This window comes from Sulfitobacter sp. (genome assembly GCF_036960155.1).
Lineage (GTDB): Bacteria > Pseudomonadota > Alphaproteobacteria > Rhodobacterales > Rhodobacteraceae > Sulfitobacter.
In genome coordinates, this window is record NZ_JBALWB010000008.1 from 172,408 (window position 1) to 191,698 (window position 19,291).

The 19,291-nt window shown below is 52.3% G+C and carries 16 protein-coding genes; 13 read left to right on the forward strand and 3 right to left on the reverse strand.

What is annotated here, in order from left to right:
* Positions 1-116: 116 nt before the first annotated feature.
* Complete coding sequence (locus V7775_RS17135) at positions 117-1,130, reverse strand: LacI family DNA-binding transcriptional regulator (protein ID WP_335753132.1); 1,014 nt, start codon at positions 1,128-1,130, stop codon at positions 117-119.
* Between the two features lie 108 nt (positions 1,131-1,238).
* Between V7775_RS17135 and V7775_RS17140 the strand changes: the two genes are divergently transcribed.
* The 13 genes from V7775_RS17140 to V7775_RS17200 all read left to right on the forward strand — a co-directional run bounded on the left by V7775_RS17140 (position 1,239) and on the right by V7775_RS17200 (position 15,016).
* Positions 1,239-2,195 carry a Bug family tripartite tricarboxylate transporter substrate binding protein gene (locus V7775_RS17140; RefSeq protein ID WP_335753133.1) on the forward strand — a complete coding sequence of 319 codons (957 nt, stop codon included), beginning with the start codon at positions 1,239-1,241 and terminating at the stop codon, positions 2,193-2,195.
* 62 nt (positions 2,196-2,257) lie between these two features.
* A complete protein-coding gene (locus tag V7775_RS17145) occupies positions 2,258-2,713 on the forward strand; it encodes a tripartite tricarboxylate transporter TctB family protein (RefSeq protein ID WP_335753134.1) in 456 nt (151 codons plus the stop codon).
* Between the two features lie 10 nt (positions 2,714-2,723).
* Positions 2,724-4,211, forward strand: coding sequence for a tripartite tricarboxylate transporter permease (locus tag V7775_RS17150; RefSeq protein ID WP_335753135.1), 1,488 nt, complete (start codon positions 2,724-2,726; stop codon positions 4,209-4,211).
* Position 4,212: 1 nt separating this feature from the next.
* Entirely contained in the window at positions 4,213-5,043 is an 831-nt protein-coding gene (locus V7775_RS17155) for a sulfite exporter TauE/SafE family protein (RefSeq protein WP_335753136.1), read from the forward strand.
* Positions 5,040-5,849, forward strand: coding sequence for an alpha/beta fold hydrolase (locus V7775_RS17160; RefSeq protein WP_335753137.1), 810 nt, complete (start codon positions 5,040-5,042; stop codon positions 5,847-5,849). Before V7775_RS17155 ends, V7775_RS17160 begins: the two co-directional genes overlap by 4 nt.
* A 17-nt stretch (positions 5,850-5,866) precedes the next feature.
* The gene (gene ltnD, locus V7775_RS17165) at positions 5,867-6,766 is read left to right on the forward strand and encodes an L-threonate dehydrogenase (protein WP_335753138.1); all 900 of its coding nucleotides are present in this window, start codon (positions 5,867-5,869) and stop codon (positions 6,764-6,766) included.
* Positions 6,766-8,010, forward strand: coding sequence for a 3-oxo-tetronate kinase (gene otnK / locus V7775_RS17170; protein ID WP_335753139.1), 1,245 nt, complete (start codon positions 6,766-6,768; stop codon positions 8,008-8,010). Before ltnD ends, otnK begins: the two co-directional genes overlap by 1 nt.
* The gene (gene otnC, locus V7775_RS17175) at positions 8,007-8,651 is read left to right on the forward strand and encodes a 3-oxo-tetronate 4-phosphate decarboxylase (RefSeq protein ID WP_335753140.1); all 645 of its coding nucleotides are present in this window, start codon (positions 8,007-8,009) and stop codon (positions 8,649-8,651) included. The genes otnK and otnC overlap by 4 nt, the downstream gene beginning before the upstream one ends.
* Entirely contained in the window at positions 8,651-9,421 is a 771-nt protein-coding gene (locus V7775_RS17180; protein ID WP_335753141.1) for a hydroxypyruvate isomerase family protein, read from the forward strand. Before otnC ends, V7775_RS17180 begins: the two co-directional genes overlap by 1 nt.
* 656 nt (positions 9,422-10,077) lie before the next feature.
* Positions 10,078-11,034: a TAXI family TRAP transporter solute-binding subunit gene (locus V7775_RS17185; protein WP_335753142.1), complete on the forward strand. Its 957-nt coding sequence runs from the start codon at positions 10,078-10,080 to the stop codon at positions 11,032-11,034.
* Between the two features lie 92 nt (positions 11,035-11,126).
* Positions 11,127-13,736, forward strand: coding sequence for a TRAP transporter permease (locus V7775_RS17190; protein WP_335753143.1), 2,610 nt, complete (start codon positions 11,127-11,129; stop codon positions 13,734-13,736).
* Positions 13,733-14,164: a universal stress protein gene (locus V7775_RS17195; protein WP_335753144.1), complete on the forward strand. Its 432-nt coding sequence runs from the start codon at positions 13,733-13,735 to the stop codon at positions 14,162-14,164. Before V7775_RS17190 ends, V7775_RS17195 begins: the two co-directional genes overlap by 4 nt.
* 237 nt (positions 14,165-14,401) lie before the next feature.
* A complete protein-coding gene (locus V7775_RS17200) occupies positions 14,402-15,016 on the forward strand; it encodes a response regulator transcription factor (protein WP_335753145.1) in 615 nt (204 codons plus the stop codon).
* Between the two features lie 19 nt (positions 15,017-15,035).
* Here V7775_RS17200 and V7775_RS17205 read toward each other — a convergent pair whose 3' ends face one another.
* Both V7775_RS17205 and V7775_RS17210 read right to left on the reverse strand, forming a co-directional pair.
* Positions 15,036-17,741: a calcium-binding protein gene (locus V7775_RS17205; protein WP_335753146.1), complete on the reverse strand. Its 2,706-nt coding sequence runs from the start codon at positions 17,739-17,741 to the stop codon at positions 15,036-15,038.
* 42 nt (positions 17,742-17,783) lie between these two features.
* On the reverse strand, positions 17,784-19,196 hold the full coding sequence (locus V7775_RS17210; RefSeq protein WP_335753147.1) for a nucleotide sugar dehydrogenase: 1,413 nt from the start codon (positions 19,194-19,196) through the stop codon (positions 17,784-17,786).
* Between the last annotated feature and the right edge of the window lie 95 nt (positions 19,197-19,291).

Sequence of the window (19,291 nt, forward strand, 5' to 3'; positions counted from 1 at the left end):
ACTCACCAACTCACCAACTCACCGTGCTTCGTCATGCTCGGTTCGCTGGGGGGTGTTGCAAACGTGAAAGGGACAACTTCTGCATTGAGGGGTGCCGTTGTTACACGCTGCGGGTTTTATGTCGTGCCGCCTTTGAGGAGTTGAATATCCAGATGGGATGTCCTGTCTGAAATCGCGTCCGCGCCTGAGATTCGAGCGCGTATCAAGTCACCAGCACGACGACCGATTTCATACCGAGGGGTCAAGATGGTGGTGAGGCGTGGCGAGATAGATTGGCAAATGTCTAGCCCGTTGTACCCAACAAGGGCGACATCATTTGGAACATCTAGACCTTGTGCCTGACAGTAAAATAACCCGCCGAGCGCGAGATCATCATTTGCAAAGAAAACTGCGTCAATATTGCGATCAATCGCAAGCAGTTGTTTGACGCCGTCTGCGCCAATTTGCGGTGAAGATGCTTCATTCATGATCACGGATGTCACTAGTGGTGCCCCAAGGCGTTCCAGTTCTGCTTCAGCCGCGACGCGACGTTTCAATGAGCGGATATCGCGTTCCCCCCACGCACCTACATAGGCAATACGTCGATACCCTTCCTCGAAGAGGTGGCGCGCAATCAACGTACCTGATTCCTTCATTGAAACACCAACCGCCAGATCAAGGGCATCCCCATCGACATCCATGACCTCGACAATTGGCCCGGAAAAATGCGCAAGCATCTCTCTGGTGGCGTCAGTGTGTTCAAGTCCGCTTAGGATAACTCCAGCGGGATTCCACGTGAGCATGTCTCGCAGGACCGCTTCCTCTGTGGCAGCGTCGTATTTGCTCATTCCTAACACCTGTCGCAGCTGAGATCCCTCAAGCGCGTCGTCGATGCCGTCCATAATATTGGGGAAGACGTGATTGCTCATGGAGGGGACAATGACGGCGACCAGTTCTGTGGCTTGGCCCCGTAGCGATCCCGCAATCCGGTTGCGTTGGTACCCGAGTGTCTTGGCTGCCTCTTCTACTTTCTCGCGCAACGCCTTTGAAATATTTGGGGCATTGCGCATGACGCGAGACGCCGAAATGACGCTGACCCCGCTTAGAGCGGCTACGTCTTTGAGTGTGGACTTGCGTGGATTCTTGTTCAAACCGGAACCTCCTAGGAGATTCAGATAATGGTATATGAATGACCATTTGACAACGATGTCAAAAGTAATGACAACGTTACCAACGAAGATTCTTTTGGGAGGAAGACCATGAATAACTTTATGGCTACTTCTGTAGCAGCCATCGCATTGGCACTCACAGCGGGCGTCGCAGTGACGCAAGAATTCCCTGAACGCCCGATCAACTTGGCGGCGCCGTTCAATGCGGGCGGCGGTACAGACCTGCTGTTGCGCGCCTTTGCGCCCCATTTTGCCGACGCATTGGGTGGCAACGCATATGTGTCCAACATGGCTGGTGGTTCTGGAACCGTAGGTGCAGCAGCGCTTGCTGGTCAGCGTCCTGATGGGTATCAAATGGGCTATTGGTCCGTGACGGTTTCAACTATCCAGCCACAGATCAAAAACGTGCCTTACAACGTAGACAGCTGGACGCCGATTTGTTCAGTTGCCGCGTCACCGACTGTATTGTTCACACAAGCCGACAGCCCATTCGAGACAATCGAAGACGTTGTTGCTGCAGTAAAAGCCGATCCCGGAAAATACATCTACGGCTCATCCGGCCCTGGTGCGATTACACACCTGACGACGGTTGCGGCGTTTTCGGGTCTTGGTGTGATCGACAATATGAAGCATCTGCCGTTTCAGGGGTCTGGCCCTGCGTTGCAAGCAATGGCAGCGGGTACAATCCAGTTCTTTGGTGATACTGAGTTGCTGATGACGCGCGGCGATTTCCGCCCATTGGTGGTGTTCAACAGCGAACGTCTGGACAGCATGCCTGATGTTCCTACAGCTGCCGAAGTTGGCATCGCTGCACCGCTGAACGAGCTTTACCTTTGGGGTGGTCTATTTGCACCTGCTGGTCTGGAGCCGGAAGTGACTGAAACTCTAAGCACAGCTTGTGAAGCGGCCATGAACTCGGATGGTTTTCAAGAGTTCGCAACACAGACAAGCACGGTCCTAAATTATCGCAACGCGGCGGACTTTAACACGTTCTTCCGCGACCAGTACAAAGCCAACGCATCGTTGATTGAAGCGGCTGGCCTCTAAGTCATGTACCAATCTCCACACCCGAGCATCGCGTCGGGTGTGGAACACGAAAAGGATTTTCCATGACAGCGCTGTTCACTGAACGCAGAGTGATTTCTGTGATAATACTTGTTTTGACTGCTGGGTTGGTCGTGTCTACTTTTGGGTTGCAATTTGCAGACCTCGGGGGCGCATTTAGTCCGATGTTCTTTCCCCGCATCATTCTTATCATCTTGCTGGGTTTGACTGTGCTGAATGTAGTGATTGATTTTCTACAAAGCTCAAGGGGTGCATCAATCGAATTGCTGCCTGTTGTGGTCATAGGGGTGGCGTTTGTCGGATACGTTCTGATCTTGGTGCCGCTTGGGTACTTTATCAGCTCTTTCACGGTGGGCGTCGTTATCTTGCTCGCGCTTGGATTACGCAATCCGGTGCAAGTGTTTCTAATACCATTGGTGGGGGCAGGGGCGTTGGTTGCATTGTTTAATCACGCGCTGAAAATGTCGTTGCCGACCTCACCTTTCTTTTGGTGGATTTGAGGATGCTGCAATGATTCAATCTCTTCCAGAAGCGTTGGGCCTGATCCTAACGTTTGAGGGCATGTTGGTTCTCACACTTGGCACCATGCTTGGTATTATACTTGGCGCGCTGCCCGGAATTGGATCAACCGTGGCTGTTGCGATGATCCTTCCATTCACCCTGACAATGTCGCAGGCCCCTGCAATTCTGCTGCTGCTCGCGATCTATGCGGGTTCTGTTTACGGCGGGTCAATTTCGGCCATTCTGATCAATACCCCCGGCACGCCGCAATCTGCCACGACCTGCCTTGACGGGTATCCAATGGCGCAGCGCGGTGAAGCAGGAAAAGCGCTTGGTTGGTCCACAATTGCGTCTGTTATTGGGGGTCTGACATCTGCGGTTGTTTTGATTTTTGCGGCACCTCAACTGGCAGCATTCGCGTTAAACTTCGGGCCAATTGAAACTTTTGCGCTTATCTTGCTTGGCCTGACCTGCATTGTGTCGGTGTCAGAGGGATCATTGATCAAAGGGTTGATTGCAGGATTTATCGGCATTTTCTTGTCCACTGTTGGCGGTGATCCGATCACAGGCGAAGCACGTTTTACGTTTGGCCAGTTTCAACTGATCGCTGGCTTTAACCTGTTGGCCGTTGTCATTGGTGTTTTCGCCTTGTCCGAGGTCTTGACACGTGCCGCTGCTCGGCGCGACGACGATACGCCATTGGTCGAGTTCGATGGCATCGTTTTGCCCAAGTTGCACGAGTGGAAAGGCCGCATCAAAGGCCTTGTCAAATCCGTGTTGATTGGCAACGGCATTGGCGTTTTGCCGGGTACTGGTGCCGCAACTGCGGCGTTTATTTCCTATGCTGAAGCACGTCGATCTGCCCCAACCCGCGATAATTTTGGCAAGGGCGAACCGGATGGTTTGATTGCCTCGGAAGCCGCCAACAATGCGGTCACGGGCGGGGCGTTGGTCCCGACCATGGCGCTGGGTATTCCGGGTGATGCGATTACTGCCGTGATGTTAGCCACGCTCACGCTGCACGGTGTAACGCCAGGCGTGCGTCTGATGACAGAAAACCCTGTTTTGATGGCAGCAATCTTCTCGGGCTTCTTTGTCATTAACTTGATGCTGTTGCCTTTAGGCATGTTGGTGTCGCGTATGGCGGCCCCGATCCTGCGGATCAAAGAGGCCTACATGCTGGTGATGATTTGCCTGCTGTGTACGGTGGGAGTGTATTTTGTACGCGGCAACCCATTTGATCTACTGGTCATGGCGATAGCGGGTATTCTAGGTTTCATCCTGCGCCGTCAGGGATATCCAATGGCTCCGCTTGTGATCGGTATGGTACTTGGGCCAACGTTGGAAATCAGCTTGCGGCAGGGGCTGATCATCACCGACGGTAGCTTTTCGGCATTCTTTGTGGGCCATCCAATCGCTGGCGTGCTGGTTTTCGCAGCAGTAGGTATGCTGTCATTGCTGCTCATTCGCGCGATTAAACCAAGAAGGGCCACTTAGTATGATTGCTGGGTTTTCAATTTCTGTTCTTTTGGGGCTGACGCTGGGTCTATTGGTGACTGGCGCAATCGCCGGTGTATTGGCGGGGCTGTTGGGTGTCGGGGGCGGCATCGTCATTGTGCCCGTTCTGATCGTGGTTGCAGAACTGTTTGAGATTGATGACAGCATCGCCATGTTGCTTGTTGTGGGCACGTCACTTGCGACAATAATCCCCACTTCAATTTCGTCTGCACGGGCGCACAATAAACGTGGCGCAATTGATTTTGACATTTTACGCGGTTGGGTTCCTGCAATTTTTCTGTGTGCGCTTTTGGGTGGGATTGCATCAAAATCTATCGGGTCAAATGGCCTGACGCTTATTTTCGGCGCAGTTGCATTGGTGGCCTCCATAAACCTTGCACTCCCCAAGACAATGACGCTTTCGCAGGCTCCGCCTGAGGGTAGGATCAAACAAGGCGCCCTTGCGCTGCCAATTGGTTTCACTTCTGCGTTGATGGGCATTGGCGGCGGCACGTTGTCAGTTCCCGTGATGTCGATGCTGTCAGTTCCGGTTCACCGTGCGGTTGCCACGGCTTCTGTTTTTGGTTTAGCCATCGCCGTACCAGCTGTTTGCGGGTTCGTCTGGGCTGGAATCGGCGTTGAAGGCCGTCCACCGGGTTCGTTCGGTTTCGTAAATCTGCCAGCGGCTGCTGTTCTTTTCTCAATGAGCGTTCTGACGGCACCTTACGGAGCCAAGATCGCTCACTTAATGGAGCCCCGTAAGCTCAAACTCGCCTTCTCGGTTTTCCTGTTTATTAGTGCCGTTCGCATGTTGTGGAAAGCACTCACATGACAACGACGCGACGGATGCAAACTGAGGGCATCACGGTGAACGTGAGGGTTGAAGGAACGGGAAAGCCATTGCTGTTTTTGGGTGGCTCCAGCTTTGATCTATCCTCGCGGACACCAATATTTGACAGCGATCTGCCTCGGCACTTCGAGGTTGCCGCAGCCGATCCACGTGGGTTGGGGTTGACGGATGCGCCTGATGGCGATTGGACGATGCAGGATTACGCGCGTGATGCGTTGCATCTGATAGACGCCCTTGGGTGGGATCGTGTGGACGTGCTGGGCGAAAGCTTTGGGGCTATGACGGCGCTACATTTGGGAGCGCTTGCACCACAGCGGATCAACCGGATGGCATTATGCGTGGGGGCTGCAGGTGGTGTGGGTGGTCAATCCTACCCGATCCATGAATTGAAGCAAATCACTGACGTGCGTCTCCGCGCAAAGTGCGCCCTGGGCATTGTGGATACACGCTTTGAAGCGCTGCTGGTGGAAGATCCCGCTGCTGCTGAGGCGAAGATTGAAGCGCGCGTTGCGTCTGACGCTACATTCATGGCACACAGCAAAAATGCAGAAGGTCACCCACGCCTCTTACAGGCCCGCGAGGCACATGATGCGTGGTCTGAGCTGCCAAACATCGCCACCCCGACGCTTGTTTTTGCGGGCCAGTTTGACCAACAGGCACCATTAGAGCGTGCCGAAAATATCACCGCTGCAATGCCAAACGCGACGCTGCATGTTGTCGAGGGTGGTCATAACATCTGCTTTGTCAGCCCCATTCCGGTGGCAAAGATTATCGAAAACTGGACTTAATCAAAACGAGGCTGCCCATGTCTAATCACAACATTTCAATCGTCGGCCTAGGCTCGATGGGCTATGGTATTGCGCAATCAATGTTGCGGGCTGGCCATCGCGTGCAGGGTTTCGATATCAATGCTGCAACCACCGCGCGTTTTGCGGCGGAAGGTGGTCTGAGTGCGTCACAACCTGACGCGGCTGCACATTGCGATGTTCTGGTTGTCGTTGTCCTAAATGCTGAACAGACGCAAAACGTGCTTTTTGGTGCAGGCGGTTGGGCCGCGCAGATGAAGAAAGGTTCAACCATCATTGCCTGTGCAACTGTTGCTCCCGAATTTGCCAAGGACATGGAGAGCCGTTGTGCCGACATTGGTTTGAACTATCTCGACGCACCCATTTCTGGCGGAGCGGCGAAAGCGGCACTGGGCAATTTGAGCGTTATGGCATCGGGTTCAAAGGCGGCCTTTGATGGTGCCGCGCCTGCGCTTGATGCGATGGCTGAGAAAGTATTTCAACTAGGCGATGCGGCAGGGGCAGGCTCTGCGATGAAGGCGGTTAACCAGCTGCTTGCGGGGGTGCATATCGCCGCCATGGCTGAGGCACTCACATTTGGCATGACCCAAGGGGTCACACCTGATAAGTTTGTCGAAGTGATTAGCCAATGTGCCGGAACCAGTTGGATGTTGGAAAATCGCGCGCCCCATATTGTTGAAGGCGATTACAGTCCCAAGTCTTCGGTGGATATTTGGCCCAAGGACTTGGGGATTGTGTTGGATATCGCCAAATCGGCAAAGTTCGGTGCACCGCTTACTGCGGCCGCTTTGCAGCAGTTCTTGGCGGCGTCTGGTTCGGGGCTTGGAGCAGAGGATGACGCGGCTGTTGCCAAAGTTTATGCCCGCAATGCGGGTCTGACTTTGCCGGGAGATAGCTGATGCTTTTAGGCTGTATCGGGGATGATTTTACAGGCTCCAGTGATCTTGCGAACACTTTAGCAAAACAGGGTATGCGCACCGTTCAATACACGGGTGTGCCAACCGTGCCTGCGGGAGCTGATGTCGAGGCAGGTGTTGTTGCGCTTAAGACCCGCTCCATTCCGGCGACCGATGCAATCGCGCAGTCCCTTGCGGCGCTGGATTGGCTGCGCGCGCAAGGCTGCAAGCAATTCTATTTCAAATATTGCTCAACATTCGACAGCACTGTGGATGGCAATATCGGCCCTGTGGCCGAGGCATTGGCGGATGCGCTGGGTGCACAAATGGTGATTGTATGCCCGGCGTTTCCCGGTACGGGGCGTTCGATCTATCAGGGGCATTTGTTTGTGAACGACATGTTGCTGAGCGAAAGTGGGATGCAAAACCATCCACTCACCCCAATGAAAGACCCCGACATTCGGCGTGTGCTTGCGGCGCAAACTCGGGGAGCAGTTGGGCATATCGATGCTGGCACGGTGTTCGCTGGCGCAGATGCTATTCGTGCCAAATTACAGAACGAGTCTGACGAAGGTAAACGCCTGATCGTCGTGGACGCATTGCAAGATGAGGACCTTCTGCAGATTGGGGCCGCTGCTAAAGGGTTGGCGCTGGTGACTGGTGGATCAGGGGCGGCGCTTGGGCTGCCCTCCAATTTTGGAATTAGCAGCAAAGTGAGTCAAGACTGGGTGGGTGAAGCTGGTAAATGCGTGATCCTATCGGGGTCGTGTTCAATTGCTACCCGTGGCCAGATTAAACAACACAAGATCAAACACCCGACATTTGAGGTTACCGCAGACGCGCTGTTTGATGGATCGGTGACGGCAGCGATTGCTACGGAATGGGTGTTGCAAAATGATGGATTGCCCTTGGTCTATAGTTCCGCTGATCCTGCCATCGTGAAAATAGCACAAGACAAATATGGACGCGACGAATCTGCGCGAGCGTTTGAGCAGTTCTTTGCGGACATAGCCCAGAGATGCGCGGCTGCGGGTATCACAAAGTTGCTTACCGCAGGTGGTGAAACCTCAGGGGCGGTGGTGGAGGGGCTATCGCTCAACCAACTTGAAATCGGGCCTGAGATTGACCCCGGTGTGCCAGCGCTCCGCGCCAGTGACACCCTTGTGCTTGCGCTGAAATCGGGCAACTTTGGTAGTGAAGATTACTTTGAAAAGGCTGCCAACGTGCTGAAAGGATCTGCCCAATGACAACCGCACTGCGCGAACAGATTTGCATGCTGGCAAAGTCGATGTTTGATCGAGGGCTAACAGGCGGCAGTACGGGCAATATTTCGGCACGCACACCAGACGGTGGACTCCTTGTTTCGCCTACGGGCACCAGCTTTGGTCGGCTCGATCCTGCACGCCTTAGCCATTTTGATGCAAAAGGGATGTTGATCGGTGGGGATGCTCCTACCAAGGAAATGCCACTACACTCTGCGTTTTATGACACGCGCAGTGCGGCGGGGGCAGTTGTCCACCTACACGCATGCCACTCTGTGGCGTGGTCTATGATGCCGGATGCGGACGAGGACAACTTTTTGCCGCCCATGACACCCTATGCGATCATGAAACTGGGCAAGGTAAAGCTGCTACCATTCTTTCGCCCCGGTGATCCGGCGATGGGAGAGGCCGTGCGCGGCTTGGCTGGAAAACGCTCCGCTGTGATGTTGGCGAACCACGGTCCAGTGGTGGCAGGTAAAGACGTGGAAGCAGCGTGTAACGCAATTGAAGAGCTAGAAGATACCGCGCGGTTGGCAATGATGATGCGCGGAATCCCTGCACGTATGCTGAACGCTACACAGGTGGCTGATCTGGTCACACATTTTGATATTGAATGGGACGATTGATGAAATTCTCAGCTAACCTTGGGTTTCTATGGTCTGATCTGTCTCTGCCGGATGCAATTCGCGCAGCCAAAGCAGCAGCATTTGACGCGGTGGAATGTCATTGGCCGTATGCTGTCCCCGCAACTGTGGTAAAGGCAGCGCTGGACGAAACAGGTCTGAGGATGCTGGGTCTGAACACCTCGCGCGGGGATGTTGCAAAGGGCGAGAATGGTCTGTCAGCCTTAACGGGGCGCCAATCCGATGCACGTGCTGCGATTGATCAAGCTATTGCATATGCAGCTGCCATTGGTACGCCCAATGTGCATATTATGGCTGGGTTCGCTCAGGGTGACGAGGCTCATGGAACCTTTGTTGAGAACCTGCACTATGCTTGTGCAGCGGCCTCACCACATAACATCACTATCTTGATCGAACCGCTCAACTCTTACGATGCACCGGGTTATTTTTTAAAAACCACGGCGCAAGCGTGTCAGATCATTGAAGAGGTTGGCCTGCCAAACTTGAAGCTGATGTTTGACTGCTATCATGTGCAATTGATGGAAGGTGATCTGTGTAACAAACTCGCGGATTTGAATGGTGTTATTGGCCACATCCAGTTTGCCAGTGTTCCTGATCGCGGCACGCCGGATCATGGTGAGGTGAACTATGCGCATGTATTCGCCGAAATTGATCGGCTTGGGTACGATCAACCCATTGGCGCGGAATACAAACCTACTGGTGCGACACAGTTGTCATTGGGATGGATGAACGCGCGGGTTAAGGGCGCCTAAGACAGAGGTCCTGATAAGCAGGATCTATTGATGCATTTGTCATGAAGATACCTGACCAATAAAGATGACGCTAAAGCAGCGCGCCCAAATGTGCCCAACGGGTCTATTGTGCAATGGCGGCTTCAGGCTCGGTAACGCGCTGTTTAGCTGCCAAGCTCGCCGAAAGTTTAAGCTAATTAGCTCTTCAGGAGGTGGGAGTTGCCATAGGGATGTCCTTTTGTGGACAAGAGGTTGTGCCGCTGTATGGAAAAAGTGATATTTGGGCATCCACACATGTGCCAATTATGAATGACTGATGGACTAGAAGCATCGCTTTGATTCTCAATTTATGGAGACATCCTTGTGACCATTGGATGAGTTACGTGGGGGAAGGCATCAATGCTTCTTCATGTGGGCAGCGAATAATTTTCTTTAACAGCATATTTCTCAAAGATCCGAATAGCTTCCAGATTCTTGGCGTCCAAAATGGATCGAATTGAAACTCTCAAAGTTCGCTAATAATATGGGAGAGGATGTGCGTAGGTATATCAACTAATGCTTGTAATTGGACCTGAAAACAGGCTGAAATGGAGGCAGCTCGGCTTTCTAGATCGAAAAAACTGATCAGACTGCTGGGTCGCCACATCAAAACTGGGAGTTATATGATGTATACTAAAATGAAATTTTCATTCGCTGCGGCAGCTGTTGCCACAATGCTGGCACCGGCAGCGTTTGCAGAAGAGTTTATCACAATCGGTACAGGCGGTGTGACAGGCGTTTATTATCCAACAGGCGGCGCGATCTGTCGTTTGGTAAATAAAGGCCGTAAAGAGCACGGCATTCGTTGCTCAGTCGAGTCCACAGGTGGCTCCGTTTACAACATCAATACCATCCGCGAAGGCGAGCTGGAATTTGGTGTTGCGCAGTCCGATTGGCAGCACCATGCGTTCCATGGCACATCTAAGTTTGCAGACGCTGGTGCTTTTGAAGGCTTGCGCGCTGTGTTCTCAGTACATCCAGAACCATTCACAGTTGTTGCACGGGCAGACGCGGGCATTACCAACTTTGACGATCTTAAGGGCAAACGCGTCAACATCGGCAACCCCGGCTCTGGCCAGCGCGGCACAATGGAAGTTCTTTTGGAAGCAAAAGGCCTTTCAACGGACGACTTTGCTCTGGCAACAGAGTTGAAAGCAGCTGAGCAGTCTGCAGCCCTTTGCGACAATCAGATCGACGCAATGGTCTACACTGTTGGCCACCCATCAGGTTCCATCCAAGAAGCAACAACTGCATGTGACTCTGTTCTTGTCACGGTTGATGGTGCAGAAGTTGAAAGCCTGATTGCAGACAACCCATACTACCGCTCTGCAACAATTCCAGGCGGGATGTACCGCGGCAACGACGCTGAGACGATGACATTTGGTGTGGGTGCAACGTTTGTAACCTCTACAGATGTTTCAGACGAAGCTGTGTACACTGTTGTGAAATCTGTGATGGAAAACATCGAAGACTTCCGTAAATTGCACCCTGCTTTTGCGAACCTTGACCCGAAAGAAATGGCAACTGCGGGTCTTTCTGCTCCACTGCACCCGGGTGCGTTGAAGTACTACAAAGAAGCTGGCTTGGTCGACTAATCTAACGAAAATCAGAGGGGCGTTGTCGCCCCTCTACCTAATTCAGAATGAATAGATGCAGCCAAAGCTGCACATCAGGGGGGATACCGACCATGGCCAATAGTGCTTCCGAGAACCGCGCATTGAGCGAAGAGGAACTGCAAGATCTTGTAAGTTCTTCCGACGCTGGCGCACGTGATCCAGCGGGGGCAGTTGGCACCTTTCTAGCAACCGTTGCTGTTATTTGGTCCCTGTTTCAGGTTCTGCTGGCCTCACCGATTGCTAACTATGTTCTGCCTGGCGATATCATGAACAACTCGCGCCAAGTGCATTTGGCGTTTGCGGTCTTTCTGGCCTTCATGGCCTATCCCGCCTTTAAAACCAGCCCGCGCGATCATATTCCAATGGCGGATTGGGTTCTTGGCCTCATCGGCGCGGCGATCGCGATGTATGGCTATATCTTTTACCAAAAAATCGTGGATGCGGGTGGGCTTGCGGATAACGTTGATAAATGGTTTGCGCTTGCGGGCCTGCTGATCCTGTTTGAGGGCGCGCGTCGCGCGCTTGGACCTGCAATGGCGATCCTTGCGACGATCTTCCTCGGTTATGTTTTCTTTGGTTCATCTGAAATAATTCCCGACGTGATCCGCTGGAAAGGCGCATCACTGAAGAAGGCGATGAGCCACATGTGGATCACGTCAGAAGGTGTGTTTGGTATCGCCCTTGGCGTTTCGACCAAGTTTGTGTTCCTCTTTGTTTTGTTTGGCGCATTGTTGAATAAAGCGGGTGCAGGGAACTACTTTATCAAAATGGCCTTCGGCGCCTTGGGGCACCTCAAGGGCGGTCCAGCTAAAGCCGCGGTTGTTGGCTCTGCTGCCACTGGCCTGATCTCGGGCTCTTCAATCGCAAACGTTGTGACGACGGGTACCTTTACGATCCCGCTGATGAAGCGGGTTGGTTTCAGTTCTGAAAAGGCTGGGGCGGTTGAGGTTGCCAGTTCGGTAAACGGACAGATCATGCCGCCTGTTATGGGCGCGGCGGCATTCTTGATGGTTGAATACGTCGGCATTTCATATGTCGAAGTGATTACACACGCGTTCTTGCCAGCGACTATCTCCTATATTGCACTGGTCTATATCGTTCACCTTGAAGCGGTGAAAAGCAATATGCCGGTTCTTGGTAACCGCGTTGTATCAATGGGTAAAACCATTGGTGGTATGGCCGCATTCTTTGCTGGTTTTGCAGCACTGTGCTACGCTCTTAAGTATCCGGTTGGATGGGTTACATCAGCACTTCCAGGCGGATCACCCTTGATCCTGTCATTGGCCGCCTTAGCTGCTTATGTTGGCTTGCTTTGGTTGGCGGCTAGCGTTCCAGATCTGGAACCGGATGATCCAAACGCTGTGGATGTTGAGCTTCCTGTTGTGGGAGAGATTTACAAATCAGGTCTCTACTACCTGCTGCCGATTATCGTGTTGGTCTATTTCCTGATGATCGAGCAAAAATCACCCGGACTGTCAGCCTTCTGGGCCACGATGTTAATGTTTGTGATTTTGCTGACGCAGCGCCCGTTAAAGGCACTGCTTCGCGGCGAAAGTGACATGGCAAACGCTGCCAAAGAAGGTGTTGTTGATCTGCTCCAAGGTTTGGTAGAGGGCGCACGCAACATGATCGGTATCGGCCTTGCGACTGCGGTTGCGGGTGTGATCGTGGGCACAGTGACCTTAACGGGCATTGGCCAAGTTATGGCCGAGTTGGTTGAGTTCCTATCAGGTGGTAATTTGATTGCGATGCTGGTGCTTGTTGGTCTTCTTAGCCTCATCTTGGGCATGGGTCTGCCGACAACGGCGAACTACATCGTTGTTTCATCACTTATGGCCGGTGTGGTTGTAGAACTGGGCGCGCAGTCAGGCTTGGTTGTGCCGCTCATCGCCGTCCACTTGTTTGTGTTCTACTTTGGGATCATGGCGGATGTAACGCCTCCTGTGGGCATGGCCAGTTTTGCGGCCGCTGCTGTATCAGGTGGAGACGCGATCAAAACTGGTTTTGTGGCCTTCTTCTACAGCTTGCGCACCGTGGCGTTGCCATTTGTGTTCATCTTCAACACGGATCTTCTACTTATCGATGTTACATGGGTCCAAGGTATCTTGGTCTTCATATCTGCGACGATTGCGATCCTTGTCTTTACGGCGGGCACGATGGGTTGGTTCCTAACCAAAAGCCGCCTTTATGAAAGCATAGCCTTGGTTGTGGTTGCGTTTATGTTGTTCCGGCCTGATTTCGTCATGGACCGCATTCAGCCGCCATTTGAATCCGTTGCCCCAACTGCGTTTGCCCAAGCGTTGGACACCGCAACAGATGGTCAGCAATTCCGGTTGGTGGTTTCTGGCCCTGACTTTGATTCAGGTGAAACTAAGGAAACGACGTTAGTTCTGCCGATCGTCGGCGATGCGGATGGTGCAACTCGCTTGGCCGATACGGGTCTGATTTTACTTCCAGAGGGCGACGTTGTGAAAATGGATGAGCCATCGTTTAGTTCGCCCTTTTCCTCCAACTTGAGCAGCTTTGACTTCTATGCCGATACCCCAGTCCAGATTGCGCGCATCCAAGCACCAACGACACAAATGCCCAAGGAACTTGTGTTTATTCCAGCACTACTTTTGTTGCTCTTGATCGTGATGTCACAACGGGGCCGTATGAACAAAGAAGGAGTTCCAGCATGACAAAATCAGTTCTTTGTGCCGTCGACATTAGCAACCCTGAGAGCGAGGGCGCAGTTCTCAAAGTGGCCCTTCAGATTGCTGAGATGGAAAAGGCGCAGCTTGATGTCATCACCGTTGTCCCCGACTATGGCATGAGCCATGTCGGAGGCTATTTTGACAAGGATCATAGCAAGAAGATGGCGAAAGAAGCCAAATCACTGCTGAATGATTTGATTTCAGAGTCGCTAGGTGCTGCAAATAATGAGAATGTGCGCCACATCGTGGCAACCGGAAGCGTATATGATGAAGTACTGAAAACGGCAAAAATAGCCGAGTCGGATATCATCGTGGTTGGGGCACACAAGCCTGACCTCAAAGACTTCTTGTTGGGTCCCAACGCGGCCCGCATTGTCCGGCACGCCATGTGTTCGGTATATGTTGTGAGGTAGTAGTTTACTTGTTGCTGAGTTGGTTCGTCTCAACTTTATGCGCTTTTGGGCTACCATGCTCAAAGGCGCTACCTAACGTTTAACAGTTGCTGATATTCTTTGGGCTGAAGATCAGTAAATTGACCAGGTGCAACACACATCAATGCCTAAACTTCTGAGACTAGTTCTGTTTTTACATTTGTGTTCCAACTGGGCAGCTAAGGTGGTAACTCTAGATAGCAATCTGGTGAGGTAAATGTGAGAATTCTGTTAGCTGACGATCATGAACTCGTACGAGAGACCATTGCAGCGTTTCTTGAAAGCGAAGGTACTTTTCAGGTGGTTCAATACCCTGATTTGCCAAGCGTGGAGAAAGCCTTAGTCGCCCATGACCCTTTTGACTTGGTATTGTTGGATTACGAGATGCCCGGCATGAACGGTCTGGAAGGGTTAGAAAAAATTCTTGAGGCGACCAGACCGCGGCCTGTGGCGTTGATTTCGGGATCTGCGGATCGGAACATTGCCGAGCAAGCGCTAGAGCGAGGAGCCGCTGGGTTTTTGCCAAAAAGCATGGCCGCAAAGTCGTTAGTGAATGCGATTAAATTCATGGCGATGGGCGAGAAATACGCTCCGATTGATTTTATGACCAAAGAGGTTGAAGAGTCCGACCATCCGATGAAAAAGCTTCTGACGGATCGGGAATTTCAGGTGTTATCATGTCTGACCCGTGGCCTTCCCAATAAAGAGATCGCGCGCGAAATCGAGCTGCAAGAAGTGACCATAAAATTGCACGTGAAAACCTTGTGTCGCAAGATTGAAGCTAAAAACCGCACGCATGCTGCGATGATAGCGAAAGAGGCAGGTCTATTCTGACCCGCCTCTGACTGTTGATTTAGAACTCTAGACCGTCCAAAACTTGAGCTAAAAACTGGTCTTGAAGGTTTGCATGGTCATTCAAGTTAATCGAAAGGTTTTCCAGATCAATTGTGACGCTGTTATCGGCGTTTTGAGTGACATAGTTGCCAATCCAATCAGCCGAAGATGACCCATCTGAAAGCAGATCAAAGCTACGTAAATCAATGCGGTCGTTTTCCACCCCGTCATTGGTGTAATCATGAAGCGTGTCAGTACTGTTGTTGGCATCTGATGTGCGGAACACAAACCAATCCGTGTCATCGCCGCCCCAGATATTGTCAGAGCCCGTACCAGACAGGATTTTATCCCGACCTTCACCAGCATAGATAACGTCATCACCATGCCCGGCATTGATATAGTCGCTGCCTTGGTCACCGTTGATCAGATCATCACCGTTACCACCATAAAGTTTGTCCTTATCGCCGCCCCCGTTCAGTGTGTCATTTCCAGTGCCGCCTTTCAGAACGTCGCGCGCTCCTTCGCCTGACAGAACATCGTCACCAGAGCCGCCGATGATGCTGTCCACGCCAGAACCGCCTGTCATGTTATCATGTCCAGAGCCGCCGTTCATGGTGTTGTCACCCGCGACATCTGTCAGCGTGTCGTCGCCCGTGCTGCCATTAAGGACGTCATCGCCTGTGCCACCGATCAGAACATCATTACCGATGCCACCGTTCAACACATCATTGCCAGCCCCACCGTCAAGCGTGTCAGCACCCGTGCCACCAGCCAGATTATCGACGCCATCATCACCTGATAGCGCGTCATCGCCAGCCCCGCCGATCAACTGATCATCTCCTGCGCCGCCATGGGCCACATCGCTTTCCGAACCGGCCGCAAGGATATCATTGCCAACCCCGCCATTCAGCAGATCACTGCCGGAGCCGCCATTCAGGTTGTCGTTGCCTGTCCCGCCATCAAGCGTGTCGTGACCAGAACCACCATGAATGTTGTCGTTCCCAGCACCGCCAAATAGATCATCGTTTTCCTCTGGCAACAGGTTGCCATCGACATCAAAGCGGTTGCCTAATTCATCGTAAGTGTAGACCGTGACTGGGGCTGTTTGATCAGAGTTGCCACCAAACAGATCGTCGTCGCCTTCACCACCAACCAGCGTGTCATTGCCGCTTTGGCCTGCGATAGTGTCTGCGCCAATGCCGCCGTCTGATTGATCAGCACCACTGCCGTTCTGGATGACATCATCGTAGGTATCGTCCGCATCTGGTGCAATTGTTACGTCTAGGTTGCGGATCAAGACCGATGCGCTGACGTCAACCTCAGCAAATGGATCCGTGGCACGCGGATCTGATGTTCCATCATTGGATGAGGACCTGGGGCTGGTCGCCACCAATTCGAGGTAAACCGTTCCCGTGTCCGCATTTGTTACAACACGGTAGATGCCGCCAGCACTGGCTGTGGAATTGTTCATATCATGATCGCCGCTGTTGCCAGCCACGTAAAAGTTGCCATCGGCGTCTTGGATCGCTGCACCGAAAGTAAGTAATGGCACGCCTGTATGCATCACGCCGTCGATCATTGTGCCAGTCACATCATTTGTCTCGAATGTTGGCTCGCCACCGTTGGCGACCTCTGAGACGTTGATGGTATACATTGTAGAATTCTCGCCCTCGGAACGTGGACGAGTTACGCCCAGAAAGCTTTGCGAAACTGCATCATACGCTACATCCCACAATTGATCAGTGATCATTTTTTTCGGGAACTTAAATGTTTTAGTAGCCACATCGCCGTTTGCATCGACGTCACTGACATCGATCATCGTGATGCTGTCCATGCTAGACTGGAAAGCCCACAAGTTGCCATTTGCATCGAAATCGCCCGTCCATGAACGGTAGGGAGTTGACCCAATGTTGTAGCTGTCCCCGGCGGCATCCAGCATCACGAGGTCTTCCTTCTTAACCCGGTTCCCAAGGCTATCCACACCGTTGCCGACAGCAAGGCCATAGATAAGGTTATCTTCGATGTTAAACCCAATAGCGTTTACCGTCACAGTTGCGGGGCTGCCAGCGACTGTATACGTGGCCTCGATTGGATCAAAGACTTGCAAAGTGCCATTGATAACTTGGTAAATGCCAGTCTGACCCTCTGCAAAGGCCTTCACCTCGACAGTTTGGCCGCCGATTTCTTTGTTTTCCAACGTATAGAAAATGGGCCCATCAGTGTTCACAACAGGGCCAGATGTGTCCGTGCTGTCAATGGATCGAAATGTAAGCTCACCCGGGCCACCAACGCCTTGAAACGAGATGTCGTGCGCCGAGAACGTAGCGCTGTTGGTGTCAAAACTGTCGATGACTATGCCATTCCAGATAACTTCGACCGCACCGCTGACAGATTGCGCACCGTAGTTTGCAGCAAGATCAAAACTGATCTCATACGCCTCACCAGCCTGGGTATCGATGGACTGGGTCATGCTGGTATGGCCGCTAGATTCCGTTTGAATGGACCATGCACCAGACTCGCCATACTGGCTAAAACTAGCGGCTCCATCAGTGCCTACTAACAAGTTCTCTTCGGCAAAGTCACCGAAAACCACGTCATTACCAGCACCTGAAATGATCGTGTCGTCGCCCGATAGGCCCAGAACCAAATCTGCGCCTATTGAGCCGTCCAACGTTTCGGACACATTGGTGCCGTACAGCTGGTTGGTTGTTTGAGATGTGTTCATGATTTCCTCTTTAAAAACATCAGGATGAAAGAACGATTTGGGTTACCAACCGATCCCATTGTAGTTCTGCTGTGGATCAAGATTGGCGTTGATGCGGACTAAATCGATGACAGGTTTGTCACCTGCATTTTCCAGTGCCGTGCGGTACAGATCGTTGGAATGGGTTACGATCAATGCGTCGGCTTTTTCAATCACATCTGCGCAATCAGCGCGCATCATGGCGGGCAGATCATGTGCCAGAGATTGCAGACCCGCACTCCCATGACGGACATACGCCAATTGCCCCTCAAGCGGAGTTTCAGGGGTGATTGCGGGATCATGGATCACAACGTTGACGCCCTCTGCGTTTAGCGCAGCGATAACTTCTAAGATGGGGCTTTCGCGCAAATCATCGGTGCCAGGTTTGAATGCCAGGCCGAGAACGCCGATGGTCTTTGCGCCCGTTTCACGCGCCATTTCGACAGCACGTTCGATATGCGTAGCGTTCGACACGCCAAGGCTTTCGATTAAGGGCAGGGAGACGCCTTGTTGTTTAGCGATGTGGGCCACTGCGCGTACTTCTTTGGGCAGGCACGAACCACCAAATGCAAAGCCCGGCTTTAGGTAATAGGGAGAGAGGTTTAGCTTCGTGTCTTGGACAAACACGTCCATGACATCGTGACTGTCGACGCCAAGCGGTTTGCACAAGCGACCAACCTCATTTGCGAAACAGACCTTTGTGGCATGCCAGACGTTGTCGACATATTTGACCATTTCCGCAGTCTCGATTGAGGTCACTATTGGCTTTTTATCCACGGCCTCAAAGATACGAGTCATGATGCCAGCACTTCGGTCATCATTTGCGCCGATGACAGTCTTTGGTGGTGCGTAGAAATCTGCGACAGCTACGCCTTCGCGCAGGAATTCTGGGTTGAAACAAACTCCAAAATCCACACCAGCTTTCTTGCCGCTGACCTCTTCAATGATCGGGGCCATAAAGCCCATTGTGACACCCGGCGGGATGGAGCAACGCATGACAACGACGTGGAAGTCATTTTTGCGTTTTAGTCCGGCGCCAATCGCGCGGGCCGCAGCATCGATATAACTGTGGTCACAACCGCCATCCGCGGCAGTCGGCGTGCCGACAGAAACAAATGTCACATCAGTGTCGATAACGGCCTGTTCCAAATCCTGAGTGGTCGTAACAAGGCCATCATCGACACCTTGGCCTAGCAACCGCTCCAAGTCGTATTCATGAATGGGGGATTTCCCATTTGCGATACAATTTACTTTGGCAGGGTCAATATCTACGCCAATGACATGGTGTCCCAAGCTGGATAAACATGCTGTGGATACGGCACCAACATATCCAAGACCGACAACACTGATGGAGGGCTTTACGTTGATAACGCGCAGTGGTGCCAGTGACGATTGAACATTGAGATGTGCATCGAATTGGTGGTTCATATCAAGCATGTTTTCATTCCTAACTTGTGACTAACACCTGTATATCCATTTGATTTTGTTGGTTCTATTTCGCCAAAGGTTAAAAATGGCATCCTCCGTATGCG